Origin of the sequence: Metabacillus niabensis (assembly GCF_020524345.1) — a bacterium.
In the GTDB taxonomy this organism is placed as follows: domain Bacteria; phylum Bacillota; class Bacilli; order Bacillales; family Bacillaceae; genus Metabacillus; species Metabacillus niabensis_B.
Window position 1 is genome coordinate 80,937 of sequence record NZ_JAIVLH010000018.1, and the last position, 18,444, is coordinate 99,380.

At 35.0% G+C, this 18,444-nt stretch carries 12 protein-coding genes; all 12 read right to left on the minus strand.

All coding sequences use genetic code 11. The annotated features are described in order from the left end of the window. Window positions 1-266 precede the first annotated feature (266 nt). The 12 genes from LC095_RS18945 to LC095_RS19000 all read right to left on the minus strand — a co-directional run bounded on the left by LC095_RS18945 (window position 267) and on the right by LC095_RS19000 (window position 18,415). Window positions 267-4,055: an S-layer protein gene (locus LC095_RS18945; RefSeq protein ID WP_226529640.1), complete on the minus strand. Its 3,789-nt coding sequence runs from the start codon at window positions 4,053-4,055 to the stop codon at window positions 267-269. 676 nt (window positions 4,056-4,731) lie between these two features. Beyond that, window positions 4,732-5,940, minus strand: coding sequence for a PP2C family protein-serine/threonine phosphatase (locus tag LC095_RS18950; RefSeq protein ID WP_226529641.1), 1,209 nt, complete (start codon window positions 5,938-5,940; stop codon window positions 4,732-4,734). Window positions 5,941-5,956: 16 nt separating this feature from the next. Further along, complete coding sequence (locus LC095_RS18955) at window positions 5,957-6,778, minus strand: alpha/beta fold hydrolase (protein ID WP_226529642.1); 822 nt, start codon at window positions 6,776-6,778, stop codon at window positions 5,957-5,959. Between the two features lie 159 nt (window positions 6,779-6,937). Further along, window positions 6,938-8,215 (minus strand): MFS transporter, encoded by a 1,278-nt coding sequence (locus LC095_RS18960; protein WP_226529643.1) that lies wholly within the window; start codon window positions 8,213-8,215, stop codon window positions 6,938-6,940. 28 nt (window positions 8,216-8,243) lie between these two features. Next, window positions 8,244-8,558, minus strand: a complete 315-nt coding sequence (gene rhaM / locus LC095_RS18965) for an L-rhamnose mutarotase (protein WP_226529644.1) — start codon at window positions 8,556-8,558, stop codon at window positions 8,244-8,246. Between the two features lie 600 nt (window positions 8,559-9,158). After that, a complete protein-coding gene (locus LC095_RS18970; protein ID WP_226529645.1) occupies window positions 9,159-10,775 on the minus strand; it encodes a response regulator transcription factor in 1,617 nt (538 codons plus the stop codon). A 2-nt stretch (window positions 10,776-10,777) separates the two neighbouring features. Continuing rightward, complete coding sequence (locus tag LC095_RS18975; RefSeq protein WP_226529646.1) at window positions 10,778-12,580, minus strand: sensor histidine kinase; 1,803 nt, start codon at window positions 12,578-12,580, stop codon at window positions 10,778-10,780. Beyond that, window positions 12,570-13,601 (minus strand): autoinducer 2 ABC transporter substrate-binding protein, encoded by a 1,032-nt coding sequence (locus tag LC095_RS18980; RefSeq protein ID WP_226529647.1) that lies wholly within the window; start codon window positions 13,599-13,601, stop codon window positions 12,570-12,572. The genes LC095_RS18975 and LC095_RS18980 overlap by 11 nt, the downstream gene beginning before the upstream one ends. Window positions 13,602-13,745: 144 nt before the next feature. Further along, entirely contained in the window at window positions 13,746-14,999 is a 1,254-nt protein-coding gene (gene rhaA, locus LC095_RS18985; protein WP_226529648.1) for an L-rhamnose isomerase, read from the minus strand. A gap of 5 nt (window positions 15,000-15,004) precedes the next feature. Continuing rightward, window positions 15,005-16,420 (minus strand): rhamnulokinase, encoded by a 1,416-nt coding sequence (gene rhaB, locus LC095_RS18990; RefSeq protein ID WP_226529649.1) that lies wholly within the window; start codon window positions 16,418-16,420, stop codon window positions 15,005-15,007. 160 nt (window positions 16,421-16,580) lie between these two features. After that, window positions 16,581-17,546, minus strand: a complete 966-nt coding sequence (locus LC095_RS18995) for an AraC family transcriptional regulator (RefSeq protein WP_226529650.1) — start codon at window positions 17,544-17,546, stop codon at window positions 16,581-16,583. Between the two features lie 101 nt (window positions 17,547-17,647). After that, window positions 17,648-18,415, minus strand: a complete 768-nt coding sequence (locus tag LC095_RS19000) for a DeoR/GlpR family DNA-binding transcription regulator (RefSeq protein ID WP_226529651.1) — start codon at window positions 18,413-18,415, stop codon at window positions 17,648-17,650. Window positions 18,416-18,444 lie beyond the last annotated feature (29 nt).

Consider the following 18,444-nt stretch of genomic DNA (forward strand, 5'->3'; position numbering starts at 1 on the left):
TCTTTTCCCCTCCTCGTTGGTGCCATAATACCTTTATATTAAATTGTGTCCCCTTATTTGAGTATCAATTTTTTTACTCATTTTCGTATTATTTTTACTTTTATGATTCGAACTTTTAGGTACAACAGCTTTCTTCACTTAAATCCCATACTAAGAAAACCCGGGCTTAACATAACCCAGGTCTCAATAGTGATATCGTCCGTCAGCACCTTTATATATAATTGGGCACTTACTATGGAAAGCATGAACTTCTTAGCTATACACGTTTATTTTTCAATTAACCCTTCAACTGCTTCAATGAGCATAAACCTTGATTCTGCTACTTGATCTATCGTAACCTGTGGATTTTTCAAAACTTTTTTTGCATTCATGAATGCTCTATGGAAAATTTTCCAGCTCTCCTTTGTATAGTTTTTCTGATCTTTATCTACATGGTCATCATATAACATCTGCAGTTTATCTTTATTAACTTCAACTTTGTTTTTTCCAGTTATTACATCTATACCATCCAAAACAAATGTACCACCTTTTACAACTACTCTAGCTGTGTGCTTCTTATCTTTAAATCCTCTTATTTGATAGGATGTTTGTCTGTCTCCATTGGAGAAAATTCTAACATTTTCATCGATTAATTGATCATTTACATACACATCAATGACCGCATCCGGAGTTGCTCCGAATAAATTGAAGCCTGAACCTTTAAAATCAAAGATCATACTGCTAGTTGAGCTCTCCACTTTTGGTGTACTGTAGATATTTACTCCTCGATAATCCATGTATGTTTCTTTCGGTTCATTATCTTTTAATGAAACCTTTAACGTATGCTCTTTTTCTTCAAGACCTCTTACAGAGTATCTTACACCTGTGCTCGAATCTACAGCAAAATTACCCATATCCACACCATCAAGTTCAAAATTATAAAGGCTCTTATCACCTGTTCCGGAGAGGTAATCAATTCCTGTTCCATAGAAATTGATTAGAAGATATGGATCATCATTAAAATTCGCCCAAGCATTTGTATTATTTGATCCCCAGGTATTATTTTTTCTAAACGCATATACGGTATTCTCTTCATTACCAATAAGTGATTCATCAGATATTTTCACCATATCATTTGGTGTTAATTTTTGGACAGACAAGACTGGATCGTTTGTTTCAATTTCGACCTTACTAAAGCTAAGATACTTTTCTTTTGCTACTACTTTAAGGGTATGTTCTCTATCTTCAAGTATTTCCGAAGACCACACTTGCTGATGAATTTCACTATTATTTACATAATTAGCTTCACCGACTAATTTTCCATCCAAATAAATATCAGCTGTTCCATTTGAAGGATTTGTTATACCATATAACCTAACTTCTGTCCCCTTAAATGTAATTTCCAGAGAACCATCTGAGGTCCATGCATTCGAATTGTTGGAAGACCAATTGCCGGAATAGTAAACTTTATTCAATGTGCCTTTCTCTGTTGTTGAATCACCATGTCCTACTGTCACACCGTTCCAAACAGGAATATCAGTTGCTGCTGTCATCAGCGTACGGTTAAAGTGCGCATAACCCGCTTGTGTATAACTCCATTTCCCAACATACCCGATTGGATTTAATTTATCCTTATTGTTTAAAGCTTCTTCTTCCGTTTCAAATTTTTTCCCTTGTGCACTGTCTACCTTTTCAGACTCATAAGTGTATCCCTTGATAGGATCTATTCGCAAATTATCAATAAGAGTTTCATAGTATCCAGAACCTAAAACGACTCTGCCTGCCATTACAGTTGAATCTTCATCTGTATATGCAGCAATTTTCTTTCCATCTAGGTAAAGAGTAAATACATTTTCTTTTGCTTCAAACCCTAAATTATGCCAAACTTTGTTATTGAATTTATCAATCTTTCCGCTTTCAACAACTTTGCCTAGTTTAAGGATCTCATATTTTCCATCACTATATATACGGGCATTGTACGGTGCATAAGAATCTGACCCGCCTGCTTTCACTTGACGTACGCCAATTAAAGCATAGTTACTTCTGCCCTCTGCTTCCGGTGTATGTGTGTCCAATAAAAAGTCGTAAGAAGCTTTGTAATTGACCCAGCGGTGATCACCTATTGTCGTATGTGGATTACTGTTAGAGGCTGATCCATCTGTCCCACCCCAAACTGCCCAATCCGCTCCGATAATGTCAGGAGTCATTTTTTGCTGCAGCATATTACCATGTGCTTTTGCATCAGGTATTTTAAGATCTGTCCGTTTTGAACTTCCACTTGTGACTGGTTTCGTTGCTTTATTGACAACCTCAAATGCCCCAATTTGGTCGGTTGTATACCGCGGAGTACCTCCCCGTCGCTCAACATAATCTCTACCCTTTTTATCAACCGGATATTGTCTATATTCAAAATCATCCTTATATGGTAATGATAAAATCTTGTCTTTTGAGATATCGACAGGCTGTGACTCATATTCAAAATTTTTCACTTTTGACTCCTTATCTAATGTAGATATCGTCACAATTGAATATGGTTTTACTTCAATCTCATATTCACCATTTTGAGGTGTAATTACATTAATATTTTTAAACCAATTTGAATCATATGATTCACCTTTATCTGGCCCACGTGTTTCCCATACATAGATTGGTGCATTTTCTTTGCCGCTTAAATTTTCCGTTTTAATTTTATAGTTCCGGGTTTCCTTTGTATTATTTGCAAAAACAGTCGTATAATCGTCTGTTTGCGGGTCTTTTAACGTAAGGTAGTTATGAGTACTCGTGTCAACATCAACACCACCATCAAAGAAGTTCCCATCACTATATGTTGCGTCTTTTACGTACATCCAGCGCTCGTTTTCAGGTGTTGAATGATCATCATATCCAACAAAGTTCATGACATGGCGCACTCCTTGTACCCCACCGTCAACTTCATAAAAACCTGACCATGGATCATAGGCACTAATTAAGTGCTTCGGATTATACGCTGACCCTTCATAAAAGGCTGCAACAGACGGCTGGAAATCAAAAGAAACAGCATTTAGTGGATTATTTTGTGCACCTGTCCATGAATACACAGAAATAATCCGTGATGTTACATCAATAATTCCCGCTTTCCCACCAAGTCCATTGTAATTCGGCTCCATATTTTCACGATAACGTGCGTTGATCATTGGAGCAATTCCTTCAGAAACCCAGATTTCTTTTGGCTTCTTACCTTCATCAATTAATTTGTTTTGTAACTCAGTTAGCTCATTTGAACCAGTCAGCCCATAGTGGGAACTAATGACATCAATTTCATCTATTAAATCTGAATGATCAAGAAGAGTGCGACTAATCGTCTTTGTATCACGATACCCGTCTGCAGCAACAAGTTTAATATCTTTATAGTCAGTCTCATAGTTCGGCTCTTCTTTTATTTTTGTCGTAAAATATTTAAGCCAGTCAACTTCATTTCTACCATTATTTTGTGCTCTTTCATTTTGTGAGATTCCTATATAATCCAATTTAAATCCATATTCATGAAACACTGCATCTATTGTCTTTTTGTACCATTGGTATCGGTTTTCATATTCTTTTTCTGCTGCACCATTCCAAGTAAATCTAGGTTCACCCCAACGTAAAATTTCCGTTGTAATATCAGGGTTAATTGATTTTGCATCAGCTGCAAACTGGAATCCTGCTCCTCTTAAAACGTTTGCAGGTTCATCTGCATAGCGCATTGTTGCAGGTTCAGTTCCTGAGGAAGAATTCACATCCCCACCTAACTCCACCTTTACATGTGATAAACCTGCACCTGTATCCTTATTAAATAAAAGATTCATCATTTCCCAATACTTTTTTGGATGCTCTTCTTTATAATCCAGCATTAAACGTGATGTATTATTAGCCGTTACTGTTCCAAACCCTTTAAATCTGTTATATTCATCTACATTGTTTCCATCGATTGTGATTGTTTTTGTGGTTACTTCTGCTTTGGATTCACTCGGATTTATAGAAATGATAGATCCTATTAGCATAGAAGCAATCGTTAAAGTACCGACTGCTTTTTTTAGTTTTATTCTTTTCCTGGCCATTTTTTATCATCTTTCCTTTCTGCATGTTAAAAAGTAAAAACAATAAGTTTACTTTTTTACACATTTACTAATCTTGCAAATCAAAATCACATGATGATAAGTGAAATATTGACATTTCAACCCCTGCTCTGTTTTATAGACTTACCTCCATTCTTTTCCTTATTAGTACAAATTTCCTCACCCCCTTTAAGAACATACTTTAGAATTGGTCAACGAATATTTGAAAGTTACATATCAAGCTATCTATTGGAATAAGTATTATGAAGTTAATGCTTGTTAAAAACGTATATTGTTTGGGGAAGTTTCTTTCTAGTAGCAAATTTAGGTAGAAGTAAAGAATATTATGCTAACAGGTCATTTGGGTCGGTTTTTTGATAGCGTTTACATTATTCCACATTAACTTTCATTTTCGATACAATTATATTGACTGTTATTGATGTTTTTTTTACTTTTTTACCTTCATAATCTACTTCAGCGAAGATATATTGTATTTCAACAAAAAATAAAAAACCACTGTAATTCTCACTTACAGTGGTTTTTCCTTCTAAACCTATATATATTTTATCAATTTTAATTTCTTATCTAACTAGTTACTTAGGAATGATTTTGCCCCATCTGTAGCGAGTTCTCCACACTTAAAATGTCATAAACATATTCCTTTTTTCGCATGATGTTTTTACAATAAATCTATTAATAAAAAACATTGATCATCACTTTCATGATAAGCAAATTCTGTGCTATCTATAGACTGAATAATTTTCTTTTTTAAACTTACCAGGGGAATATTTAGATTGTTCAAGAGCAAAGGTTTTAAATGATTAAATCCAAAGGGATCTGTTACACCATCTGTATAGAGTAGCAATCTACTTCCTTTTTCATATGGAAGTGTTGTTGTTTTAAATTCTATTCCCTCGAAAGTTCCGATAGGAGGATAAGATGACTGGAGTTCTTTTATTCCTGTTGTATCTTGTAAAAATGCGGGTGGGTGACCGCCATTGATAAAGTCAATCTTCTGTGCTGCTGTATCTATCAATAGATAAATGACTGTACAATAATACATTGATTGTTCACTATTTTGAAAGAGATTGTGTAGATATTGATCCAATTCTTTCACAACCGTTTGGGGATTTCCATCTTTTAGGATCAATCTTTGAAACAATGACTGGAGTGACATGGTAATTAATGCTGATGAAATACCGTGCCCCATGACATCCAGAATAATCACTCCATACCGGTATTTATCAATTTGATAAATACCATAAATATCTCCAGATAATTCATGTGATGCTTTATAATGAGATTCTATATGTATACATTCATTAAAAATTCGATCTGGTAATGCTGTTTCTTGTATTTTTCTGGCAAGCTCCAATTCTCTTTTCGTTTCAATTTTAAATTTTTGATTTTGCTCATATAATTCCAGTAATTCTTGTTGTTTTTCTTCCACTGTTTTTAACGCAGTTTTTAATTCAGAAACTGCTTTCTGTTTATCCAAGAGAGTTTTTTCTAATTCTTTTTTTGTATTAAGTAGGACATTTTCATATTCATCTCTTATTTTTATAGGAATAAGTATACAATCTATTACATTTTGGTAATTGTGTACCCTTTTATTAGCATTTATAAGGACAGGAATTTCTTTCCCATTTTTTGCTTCTAAAGAGATATACAATTCCTCTACTCTTTTTCCAATTTGAACAAGTGGCATGAAATAAAGTTCGTAAAACACACGAGCCGACTTAGGTAAAATAGCATGTATATGCTGTCCTATTATCACATCAGAAGAAAGATCGAGTAACTCACATAGAGTTTGATTAACTGATCGAATTACGCTATCTTCAGATAATGATAGAAATCCACCTGGTGCGCAGTTCAACTGTTCATCCATTCTTTTCTCCTTAATGTTAGTTAGTATCAGTAACAGAAAACTCCTCAAGATATTGATGAATGACTTGTATCGTTTCTTCAGGATGACTCATATGTGGACAATGACCGGTTGCAATTAACCGCTTCAATTCACTATTTGGTAGTTGATGTAAAAGGTATTCTCCGACCTCATCTGGTGCAATGATATCATTTGAACATTGCATAATTAAGGAAGGAACAGTTACTTTAAATAAGTCTCCCCGATTATCGGAAAAAAAGGTAGCTTCAGCAAATTGGCGGGCAATGACCGGATCTGTAGAGCAAAAACGGTTTTCAAGATCCTTTGACAGTGAATGCCTATTCGGATCATTTACAAGGGTTGAAGCAAACATATTTGCCCATCCTATATAGTTTTTTTCCATCATATCCAGCAACCCCAACAAATCGTTCTTTTCAAAACCTCCGTAATAAGATGGAGGATCGTTAAGATAGCATGGAGACGGTCCGATCATAATAAGGGTAGAAAAGTAGGCAGGTTTTTTAATTGATGCCAACATTCCAATCATACTACTAACAGAATGACCAACAAAAATAGTTTTTTCCAAATCTAAAGCAGAACAAATATCCAGTAAATCCTGAACGTATCCTGATAATGTATGATATTTTTCCGGGTCATATGACTCTATATCAGAATTTCCTATTCCTACATAATCAAATAAAATCACTTTATAATCGTCCAAAAAAGCATTCTTAACATCTTGCCAGACTGTCTGATCACACCCAAAGCCAGGCGCAAAAATGATTGTTTTTTCACCTGAACCTTCTATTTTCACATTGTTACGTTTTATGACATGACTCATAAGATCCCCCCCTTAAATGATACCTTTTATTATCTTAACATTCTTTTTCTTCGTAGGGCTTCAATATTATTAGAAAAATGAATAAAATCATATAGTAATAAGTTATAGTTAAATACAAAAAACTGATGATACATTTTAAGTATCATCAGTTTATAGATGTTAAGCACTATAACGTTCTTGTTCAATTTGTTTTAGAGACTTCCCTCTTGTTTCAGGAGCCATTACAAAACCGATTATAGCTGCAATTATTAGGAATCCAATCATAATTAAGCCTGATATTTTAAACCCTAGAACCGTTATCATTGTTGGCACGATAAGCGAAATAAGTCCTACCGCTACGCGAGCAATACAGAATAAGAAGCCTTGTGCTTTTGCACGATATTTTGTATGGAATAGTTCGCTTGCCCATAATCCATAAAATGCCTGGGCTCCAAATCCTGCTGCAATCCCCCATAGGATAACAAATAGGAATAACTCAGTAAGACCCATTGATCCTAATGAAAGAACAGCCCATGCCACTATTCCCATTACTGCTCCTACAGTATATAGAATTTTCCTGCTAACTTTGTCACCTAACTTAATAAACACAAAGTAAGTAGATGCGACTGTTAATATCCATAAAAATGCTTGTAATAGATTGGCCTGGGCTGAGGAAAGTCCGCCTACTGTTTCATAGATATATGGCATGAAATAGCCCATTACCCCTGCAACTAAATTCCAGAAAACATAAATTCCCAGCAGTAAAATAATTGCCTGGCGGTTTGCTTTTACTGTAAAAAGTTCCTTGATTGGATTTTCTGCTACTTGCCCTGTTGCTTTTAACTTTGCCTTTAATTTCTCTTCTTTTTTCTTCTCTTCTTCCCAAATGGTCGATTCATTGATTTGCTGTTGTAAAATCCAAGTAACTAAAGCGATTACAAATAATTGAGCAAAGATAATTCTGCTTCCTAAAAGACCTAGTGGCGCAAGTGCTACAGATAATAGTAATGATACTGCAGGGCCAATTGACCATGCTAATTGTCCAAAACCTACCCTGGCAGCACGTTCATTATCTGGAGCCTCTTCAGCAATATATGTCCATGCAGCCGGAATTGCAGCACCTACAGCAATACCTGTAATAACATAACCAATTAATAACATTGGAAAGTTAAAAGAAAATGTAATCAATAGAACACCAAGCATATATAATAGTAGATCATATTTGTAAATTAATTTCCGACCATATTTATCTACCAATATCCCTCCAGCTAATGCCCCAATGGCTGCTCCAAAGCCATTTGCACTTAAAGCTCCAAGTAATCCTAATTTAAAGTCATCTAAATTTAAATATTCCATCCAAAGTGTAAGACCACCAGCTCCCGCAACGATTGAACCGGCTTCTAAATAGTTCGACATTGCTACAGTGATTGTAGACTTCATTCCTTTTTTTCCAGCCATGTGCATACTCCTTTCAACCTAATGTGTTTTAAGCTAAATAAAAAACACTTTTTAATTCTTTTGAAACTGGACTATTATCTGGATTTGTTTCCATTAAAGGTTCCATATACGTCCACCACTTTTGACAAATATCTGTTGAAGCCATTTGATTCCATTTTTCCTTATCCTCAATTTCTAAATAGGCAAACAGCTGACCAGATTCTTCATTTAGAAAAATAGAATAATTATGTGCTCCGTGTTCTTTAAGTTCTTTTTCCATCTCCGGCCATAACTCATCATGACGACGTTGATACTCTTCGTACTGATCTTTATAAACAAACATAATTGATGCTTTTCTAATCATCATTGTCCCTCCAATGGTGGTAATTAAACGCTTTCTTTCTGATACTCTTACTATATAAAACTTCAATTATTAATGGTAGGAGACAAAACTAAGGTAGGGGGGTGAATATTATGATGTTTGAAAAGGGTTTCAAGTTAATGTAAAAAAACAATTAAGTTTCAGCTTTTGGATGGATTTTAATGGGAAAAAGAGAGGTTATGTATAAGACATTTTCAGATGACTTTTAGTTTGAATTGTCTTTCTGAGAGCCTATGAAGGACATTTTACTGCTTCCCAAAAAGTGAAATGTCCTTCTGTGAGCTTATGAAGGACATTTTACTGCTTCCCAAAAAGTGAAATGTCCTTCTGCGAGCTTATGAAGGACATTTCAGCTGCTTCTTAAAAGGAAATTGTCCTTCTGAGAGCCTATGAAGGACATTTCAGCTGCTTCCTAAAAGGAAATTGTCCTTCTGTTAGCTTATAAAGGACATTCTAGCTCCTTCCTAAAAGAGTAATGTCCTTCCTTTTCTGAGTAACTTTTAGTAATTAAAAATCTCAAAAGAATAAAAAGCAGCCCTAATAATTGGACTGCTTTTAAACAGCTAGATTACCATAAATGTACTAGTCTCTTTTAAAATGATACTCACGGTATTGTGAGGGTGATTGACCATACCATTGTTTGAAAAGACGGCTAAAGTATTTTGTATCCTGATATCCTAGCTTTGATGAAATATCATAAACCTTTGTATCAGTTGTTTCGAGAAGCTCCTTTGCTTTTTCTAAACGACATTTTGTAATATAATCTAAAATTGTCTCACCGGTTTGTGCTTTGAAATAGTTACTAAAATAGGTCGGGCTCATATAAATGTGTTCGGCAATTTCTTTAATGGTTATATGCTTTCCAAGGTTCTCATGAATCCAATTCTTTGCGCGTAGAATAGGATCTGAATCTATTTTCCTTCGACTATCTACTTTTCTTTTGATATCAACTACCCAATGCTTTATACTGTCTTTCAGCTGAGTAAAATTGCCCGCCTTTTTCGTGACTTTTAGAGCTTTTGAAAGCATTTCAGCATTTTCTCCAAAGCCGTCAATTTCCATCCACTTGTTAATGACTTGAAGACATAAGTAATGAACGGCATCTTCTATTATTGTCGGGGAACTTATGCTTTCTAATTCATTGAACAGTTGATTTACAGCACTAACGGTTTCGTCTTCCCCTTTCCCGTCAAGTGATGATAATATTTGTTGAACTTGTTTGTAGATCATGGATGATACATTTTTTGGCTTTGAATTAACCGTTAAATTAACAAGCATGTGTTGATGATAAATCTTATTTCCCCCATGTATCATCCGATACTGAAGCAAAGTTAACAGCTGATCTTTTATACTAGGTAATAATTTAATTTCTTGAAAAGGGTTAGCTACCCCAATAGAAATTGTAAAAGGAGTTATTTTTTGTATACCCGCTTTGTACTGTTCTATCATTTGGTTAACTTTAACATGATTTATGTCAGAAAAACGTATGAGAATCCAATATTGAAGTTTTCCGCTTCTCCACCACCAGTAATCCATTTCTATTGCAGCCAACTGAGAAATTTGTTTGAACATTCCTTCCATTTTCAAATCCCAATTCGAAGTTGAAGCTAGATTTTCTACTGCAGAAATGTTCTGGTCAACACTGACATAAAGTAATTGATAAACTCCATCAGGAAATTGCTTTGTCCAATCAATGACAGATAAATCCATCGCATCATTCCAGGTGATTTCACTTAATAACTGTATTTGCTTTGTATAAATTAACTGCTGTGCCTTGCTATTTATTTCGCTCCACTTTTGTTGTTCCATTCGTTTAGCAGAAATCTTGACTTTAACCTCTTCCAATTGCTCAGTAAATTTATGTTTATCTACAGGCTTTAAAATATAATTGACTGCCCCTTCACGCATAGCTGTTTGTAAGTAAGTGAAATCATCATAACCGCTTATAATAATAGAAGTAAATGAATGTGTTTTTTTCAATTCGCTGATTAAGGTTAAACCATCCATTTCAGGCATTTGTACATCTGTTATCAGTAAATCAAACGAAATGGATTGATTTGTGATTTCTTCAAAAGCTTCTTTTCCATCTGAGAATAGATTGATAATTTCCCATTCTTCCCCACAAGCTTGAACAAGTCTTTCAATTCTACGTCGTATTCTACTTTCGTCATCTACAATAATTGTTTTAATCGAAGTCATGATTACTCACCATTTTCTTGCATTTTTATTCTCTGTGGAATTCTTATCGTTACAACAGTTCCTTCGTCTACCTTGCTTTCTATTGTGATGCCGTATTCAGACCCATACATCATAACGATTCGAGCATGGACATTCGTTATCCCAAATCCTGAATCTCTATTAATGATCGGATTTTTCTCTAATAATTGATTTAACTCATCAAGCTTTTTAGTCTCGATTCCCGGACCATTATCTTTAATCACAAACAAAATTGAGGAATCCTCTTTATGAATAACTTCAATATCAAGATGAAGGGTTTTCCGCTTTTTCATTCCATACTTTATTGAATTTTCTATTATTGGCTGTAAAATAAACTTTGGCGTTAAGTACCCTTTTTGTTCCTTATTTTGGTGAATCTGAAAAGAGATTCTCTCCTCAAAACGAAATTTCTGCAAGGTTAAATAATCTTCAATATGGAGAATTTCCTCTTTAATTGGAACAATTTTATCTATGTTACTTAGTGAATATCTAAGCATTCTTCCCAGTATAGCTACCATATCCACAACTAAATCAGATTCTCCATCTTCAATTGCTGCACCAATTGTTTCTAATGTGTTGTACATAAAATGGGGATTGATTTGCGACTGTAGTGCATATAGTTCAGCATCTTTTTGCCGTAACTCAATGTGATAATTTTTCTTAATCAATTCCCTTATTCTTCTAATCATTGATTGAAAACAAGTTGCTAAGACTCCCACTTCATCCTTAGAATGGATGGGAATTTTCACATCAAGGTTCCCGCGTTCAACATCTTTCATAATTTTTCCTAGAATATTAATTGGTTTTGTTACACTCCAAGCAACACCAACCGAAATGATCGTGGTAAAAATCACAAGAATAATAAAAATAATAATGGCTACCGTTTTAACCACATCCGTTCTCTCGGTTAAATAGGTAATCGGTATACTGTGAACTAGAATCCAGTCCTGTTTCTCAGACTGGTTGATACTGATTAGTGTTCTGTCTTGGTCATCATTTGTGCGAAAGCTTCCATTAAGAAGAGGATAATCATGAACTTCCTCGAAATAAGAACCAATCTTGTTATGAACCGGGTGGTAAATAATCTGACCTTGACTGTCCATTAGCCACATCGTTGCTTTTTCTTCTTCATCTAAATCTTCGAGTATTTCTTCTATAAAATTTAATTTAACTGCTAAAAATAATGTCCCAAGATTTTTTCGATTATCAAGATCTACAATGTCCTTAACAAGAAGCATATATGGAGGGTTTCCTTCAAAGGACAAGTTAGCTTGACTCGGCAGAAGTATTTTTGTATCTCCACCAAGATCATGTGCTTCCCCATATGGAAATGTATGATCACTAAAATTAAAGCCTTCATATGATACACGCGTACTAATGAAAGATCTATTTTTAGATAGTAAAAATGCCCCTAAAATATTATTGTTATTACTCCCTAAATACGTTCTCGAAAGAAAGCTTTCTATTGTAAATTGATCTTCAAGTAAGGAAGACCTCTCATCATACGGGTTTGTCCTTAAGATCGCCATCACATCACTTGAGTTGTAAATGAGATTAGGTAAATTTCCCAGCTCATTAATTTCATTTTCAATATTTTTATTAGCCTGTTTTAAAAGCCTTGGTACATACTCTCCTACTTCTTCCTCTATTGCTTTTGTATTTTGATAGTAGGTGATATACCCTAATATAGCCATCGGAATAACGGTAAGAAGAATGTAGGTAATGATTAATTTTGTCTTAAGGCGAAAGTGTTTTAGTTGCAACGCTTCCATCATTCTAGAAATCATACTGATCGATATTCTCCTTTGTAAAATCAATTGGCTGACCCATAATGACTGTATCTTCCTTCACCCGAATGTTTCCGATATTCGAAATATATTGATTATCCTGAATCTCCTGACCGTCTAATAGTTCTTTGGCCACACTAACTGTTAAATAACCTAGTTTCTTTGGACTCCACAGGGTCACAACCTGAGAAGATCCATCTTTAATGTATTCTCTCATCAAGTTTGGTGTTGATAATCCTACTACAGTGATTTCTCCAGCTTTATGTGCATCCTGTACTGCTTGTGATGCTGCAGGTGGACCCACAGAAGAGCTACCAATAACCCCTTTAATATCAGGATATTTTTTCACTAAATCTGTTGCTGCCTTATATGCTTGTTTTGGATCATCATTTGATTCTACGATATCAACGAGCCTCATATTCGGATAATTTTCTTTTTGATGCAGCTTCATCCATTCGATCCATTCATTTAAATTGGCTGCATCACTTGCTCCCGTTACAATGGCATAATCCCCTTGTTCATGTACACGCGATGAAAGGGTATCCATAATATGCCGACCTAGAACCTCCGGATCAACCATATTTATAAACATTTCTCTATATTGCTCATTTGCATCAGAATCCCATGTAATGACCCTTATCCCTTTAAGGCTTGCCTTTTTCAGGGCCGGACCAAGCTTTTCAGGATCGTTTGCAGAGACGGCTATTAAATCTACATTCTGTTCAATGTAATGATTAATAATGGATTCCTGCTGCTTCCAATCTGCAATTAATGGGCCTGAGTAAAGTACATTTACATCTAAATCATATCCAGCTTCAACGGCACCTTCTTCTACTGCATTAAAATAAGGAATCCCTGTTACTTTCGGAACGATTGCAATCGTGTAATCCTGATGATTTATTTCGGATTGTTCCTGCTTTTGGTCTTTCTCGCCGTTGTATATAACCTCGTATTTTGATGAAAAACTACAACCGCTTATAAATATGAGAAAAAACAAACAGATATATATTCGAGGAAACATAGAAAAAGCTCCTATTTGAAAATTAATTTTAGATTAATGTTTAATTATACTAATATAAACAGCAAAAAGCACATAGTGATTGAGTGATCACTTTTGTGCTTTTTGACATTTTATGCGAATATCCACCTTCAAATTTAAGAACGCTTATCTCTTAGAAAGCACTTCATTCTCATACTTCTTAACATCTTCTAACCAAGTTTCCTTCACAGGAACACCATTTTGCTCACAATAGTAATCCCAGATTGCACCAAATGGATATGTTTTGAATTCTTCCATTAATGCTAGTCTTTCTGTAAAGTTTCCTTCTTCTTGAAGCTGTTTTAAATGATTGTTTGGTACGAGCATTGCGTACAGTAGAGATTTAATCATATTACGTGTACCAATTGTCCAAGCAGCAACACGGTTAATACTTGCATCAAAGAAATCTAGACCGATCATTACTTTATCTAGTGCGTCATTTCGTACAATTTCAAGTGCAATTTCTTTTAATTCGTCATCAAGAGTGACAACGTGGTCACTGTCCCAACGTACTGGTCTTGATACGTGTAATGCTAGTTTATCACTGTATAGAAGCATAGAAGAAATCTTGTTGGATACCATTTCTGTTGGATGATAGTGCCCTGTATCTAATAAGCAAAGCTTGTTATTTTTTAAGGCATAACCCATGTAAAATTCGTGAGAGCCTACCACATATGCTTCTGAACCAATTCCAAATAATTTACTCTCTACTGCATCGATATTATATTGTTCATCAATTTCTACTTCAAAGATTTTATCTAATGACTCTTTTAAACGTACTCTTGGCGTTAAGCGGTCACTTGGTACATCTTTGTAACCATCCGGGATCCAGACGTTTGTTAAAGCAGGTGTACCTAACTCTTTTCCGAAGTATTCAGCGATTTTACGGCTGGCAATGCAGTGGTTGATCCAGAATTCACGGATTTCTTGGTCTGGATGTGATAGTGTTAAGCCATCAGCCGATTTTTCATGTGAAAATAATGTTGGATTAAAATCAAGTCCAAGTCCTTGTTCTTTTGCCCAGTTAACCCAGTTCTCGAAGTGTTTCGGTTCTAACTGATCACGTTCAACTACTTCCCCATTTGTTTCAGCGTAAATCGCATGAAGATTTACACGGTGTTTTCCCGGAATTAATGATAGCGCTTTTTCCAGGTCGCTTCTTAATTCTTCAGGTGTTCTTGCTTTACCAGGGTAATTTCCTGTTACATCAATTCCTCCGGATAATTCTCCTTTATTTACTTCAAACCCTCCAACATCATCACCTTGCCAACAGTGGATTGAGATTGGAACTTGTTTTAATTGCTCAAGTACTTCATCTACATAAATACCCCATTTTTCATATTCCTTCTTGGCTAATTCATAGCTTTCTCTTACTGACATCATAATCATCCTCTCACGTATTGGTTTTTGTATGTTTTCACTTCAAATGAATCTTTAATTGTCGTTCTTGCTTCTTGAATTGTATGAATCTCACCTAATGCCATAAATTGTGCCACAATATTTCCAATAGCTGTCGCTTCGATTGGTCCCGCACAAACCTCTTTGTTCGTAACATTTGCAATCATTTGGTTAAGCATTTCATTTTGGCAACCTCCGCCGATTACATTTATTCTTGGAAAGTTTTTCTCAAAAATCTCTTCTATTTCATTAATTGCCAGCTTATAGCTTTCTGCTAAACTATCATACACACATTTTGCCATTTGACCGGGTGTTTGCGGAATTGGCTGTTTTGTTTCCTGACAGTATTTTTGGATTTCGTCAACCATATTGTCAGGCTTTAGGAAACGGTCATCATCTACATTAACGATCGACTGGAACTGTTGTTCACTTTCAGCCAGCTTTACTAATTCTGCAAAAGAGTATTGGTCATGATAGTTGCGCTTTACTTCTTGAATCATCCAAAGGCCCATAATATTTTTAAGAAAACGGTAGCGATAATCAATCCCGCCTTCATTCGTAAAGTTATATTTAAGCGCTTGCGGAACACAAATTGGAAAGCGATTTTCAACACCAATTAGCGACCATGTGCCGGAGCTGATATAAATTGAGTCCTCTACTTCCGGCACAGAGATTACAGCTGATCCAGTGTCATGTGTCGCCGGTAATACGACTTTCATGTCAAAACCAAACTCTTCAACAAGCTCTTTTGAAAGTGTCCCTAACACTGTTTTAGGTGGTAGTATCTCGTGAAACATTTCTTTGTTAATTCCAAGCTTGTCTAGAAGCTCATGATCCCATTTTTTCGTAAATGCATTTACAAGCTGTGTAGAGGTTGCATTTGTATACTCATTCGCCTTTTTTCCTGTTAATAAAAAATTAAAATACTCAGGAATCATGAGGAATGACTTTGCTTTTTGTAAAACTTCAGGTGATGTTTGCTTCAACGCATACAATTGATAAATCGTATTAAATTTTTGAAATTGGATTCCGGTTTCAAAGTATAATTTTTCCTTTGGAATGATTTTAAAAACCTCTTCCATCATTCCGTCTGTTCTTGGATCCCTGTATGCAATTGCATCTGTTAAGAGGTTGTCATGCTCATCAAGTAACACATAATCAACTGCCCATGTATCAATTCCAATGCTATCCGGTTTGATACCTAGTTCACTGCATTTTTTTATACCTGTTTTGATTTCTTGAAATAAGGCCTCAATATCCCAGCAAAAATGTTCATTTTTTTTCACTATCTTATTTTCAAAACGATGAATTTCATCTAAGTTTAATTTCCCATTAGCTAAATGCCCAAGTATTAACCTCCCACTTGAAGCACCAATATCTACAGCTAAGCTATAACTACTCATTTTGACACCTCTTTCCTGAAAACGCTTGCTTCTATGTTTATTTTAGTTGATATCACCGGAAGTTCCTATATCTTAATTCATTATTTTTATTGTCCTTATTTGCCATGAGAAAAGGATGCAAAAAAAGTCATGTCCCCTACTATTTCCAGTGGTGACATGACTAATTGTTAGAAAGTTGATCTCGAAATTTCTTAGGTGTATATCCATATTTGCTTTTGAAAACGCGATAAAAATAACTAATATTTTCATAACCTACCTCTTCTACAATGGAAGAAATAGAAAGTGAAGTATTCTCCAGCAGATCCTTTGCGATGGTCAATCTTTTTGCTTGAACAAGCTCTTTAAATGTATAGGCTGTTGCCTTTTTAATCTCTTTACTTAAGGTGTAGTGCGGTTGATTTAGGATTTCTGCCAATTCATATAAAGAGGCATGTCGAAAATGTTCTTCAATATATTTTAGGGACTCTACAATAATATAGTGCTTATTCAGATTCTGGTTGTATCGAACCTTATCCGAATTTTTTATCAGCTCTACCATCAGCAAACCCATATATAATTTTATCGTTGATTCTGAGAGCATTGACGGATTCATAATTTCCACGATAATTTTCCCAATAAGGTCTTGAACACTGTCAATTTCCGATACAGCAAAATATAAATATTGACCTTGTTGTGTTTGGTCGAATAGGCTGCTAATCAAAAAGTTCGAAATCAAATTTTCCGTCGTTAAGTAAGAAAAAATAAAAGTAAAGAATTCGGGTTTAATAATAAAGTTAATAATAATATCTTCTTCATTGCACGCTTCAAGTTCATGTTCTATATGTTGATTTAGAAATAAAAGATCTCCCTTTTTTAATTCCATTCGTTCATTTCCAACGGTTTGGGTAAGAGAACCATTAAAAACATAATTCACTTCTATATAATTGTGCTTATGCTTCGGAAAGTGAACAAATCTAGTGTGTTTCCGTACCATAATCATTTTGTTTTGATTTAAAAATCTCTCTCCTTCAACAATGAAGGGTTCCTGGCTAGTATAAAGCTCCTTCTGAACTTCTTTTTTTTGCTGAAGCATTAATTTTTCTTCATCATTTAGTTGTAATAGTTCATGTAAAAGATTTGCACTCATTTAGATCCCTCTTTTTTCTAGCAAAAAACGGAATAGCCTCCACTACCCCGTTTTATCCAGTTATCCCATTTTTAAATAGGCGTAATCTTTTGACCGAAGACTCACCTTATCTCGACAGTTTTTACTTGTACACCTTTTTCTTCCAGTGCTCTGCAAAATGATTCATCAATGTGATCATCTGTAATGACGTGACCAATTCGCTGAATGTCCGTAATTTGAGCAAATGTTCTTACACCAAATTTTGTAGAATCAGCCATCAGTATTGTTTTGTCTGCAATCGACATCATTTGTCTTTTTAATAAAGCCTGCCATTCATTTGAATCGCTTAAACCAGCGTCAACATGTACCCCTTTACATGATAAGAAAGCTTTGTTCACATGGTACATATTAAGTGACCTTTCGGCTAATGGACCAACATAGGAAAGAGACTTCGGTTGGAGCATCCCACCAGTTGAGATCACTTTTACCTGTTCTTTTTTACTAAGCTCTATCGCTACCTTAATTGAATTTGTTAAAACAGTTAAGGGCAGATCAGGCATTTCCTTTGCCATATACCATGCTGTTGTACTCGCATCAAGTACGATCTGATCACCTGGCTGAATAAGTTTCACTGCTTCAATTGCAATGGATCTTTTTTCCGAAGCATTTGTGATTTCCCGTTCAGCATACGATACTTCAGTTTGCTCGTCTTTTATACTAACAGCTCCACCATGACTACGGCGTAACAAGTTTTCTTTTTCAAGTTTCTCTAAATCACGTCGAATTGTCTCTTCCGTTACTTGGAAAATCTTACTTAACTCTGTTACACGAACACTTAACTTCTCATTTACAACTTCAACGATTTTTTTATGTCTTTCTACTACAAGCATTGATCAATACCTCCTGTTACTTCTTTTTA

Coding starts and splice junctions, on each gene's coding strand:
- LC095_RS18975 (WP_226529646.1), bottom strand. CDS start 12,580: ATGATTTCTAGAATGATGGAAGCGTTGCAACTAAAACACTTTCGCCTT.
- LC095_RS18945 (WP_226529640.1), bottom strand. CDS start 4,055: ATGGCCAGGAAAAGAATAAAACTAAAAAAAGCAGTCGGTACTTTAACG.
- LC095_RS18980 (WP_226529647.1), bottom strand. CDS start 13,601: ATGTTTCCTCGAATATATATCTGTTTGTTTTTTCTCATATTTATAAGC.
- rhaM (WP_226529644.1), bottom strand. CDS start 8,558: ATGATTAGAAAAGCATCAATTATGTTTGTTTATAAAGATCAGTACGAA.
- rhaA (WP_226529648.1), bottom strand. CDS start 14,999: ATGTCAGTAAGAGAAAGCTATGAATTAGCCAAGAAGGAATATGAAAAA.
- LC095_RS19000 (WP_226529651.1), bottom strand. CDS start 18,415: ATGCTTGTAGTAGAAAGACATAAAAAAATCGTTGAAGTTGTAAATGAG.
- LC095_RS18950 (WP_226529641.1), bottom strand. CDS start 5,940: ATGGATGAACAGTTGAACTGCGCACCAGGTGGATTTCTATCATTATCT.
- LC095_RS18970 (WP_226529645.1), bottom strand. CDS start 10,775: ATGACTTCGATTAAAACAATTATTGTAGATGACGAAAGTAGAATACGA.
- LC095_RS18995 (WP_226529650.1), bottom strand. CDS start 17,546: ATGAGTGCAAATCTTTTACATGAACTATTACAACTAAATGATGAAGAA.
- LC095_RS18955 (WP_226529642.1), bottom strand. CDS start 6,778: ATGAGTCATGTCATAAAACGTAACAATGTGAAAATAGAAGGTTCAGGT.
- rhaB (WP_226529649.1), bottom strand. CDS start 16,420: ATGAGTAGTTATAGCTTAGCTGTAGATATTGGTGCTTCAAGTGGGAGG.
- LC095_RS18960 (WP_226529643.1), bottom strand. CDS start 8,215: ATGGCTGGAAAAAAAGGAATGAAGTCTACAATCACTGTAGCAATGTCG.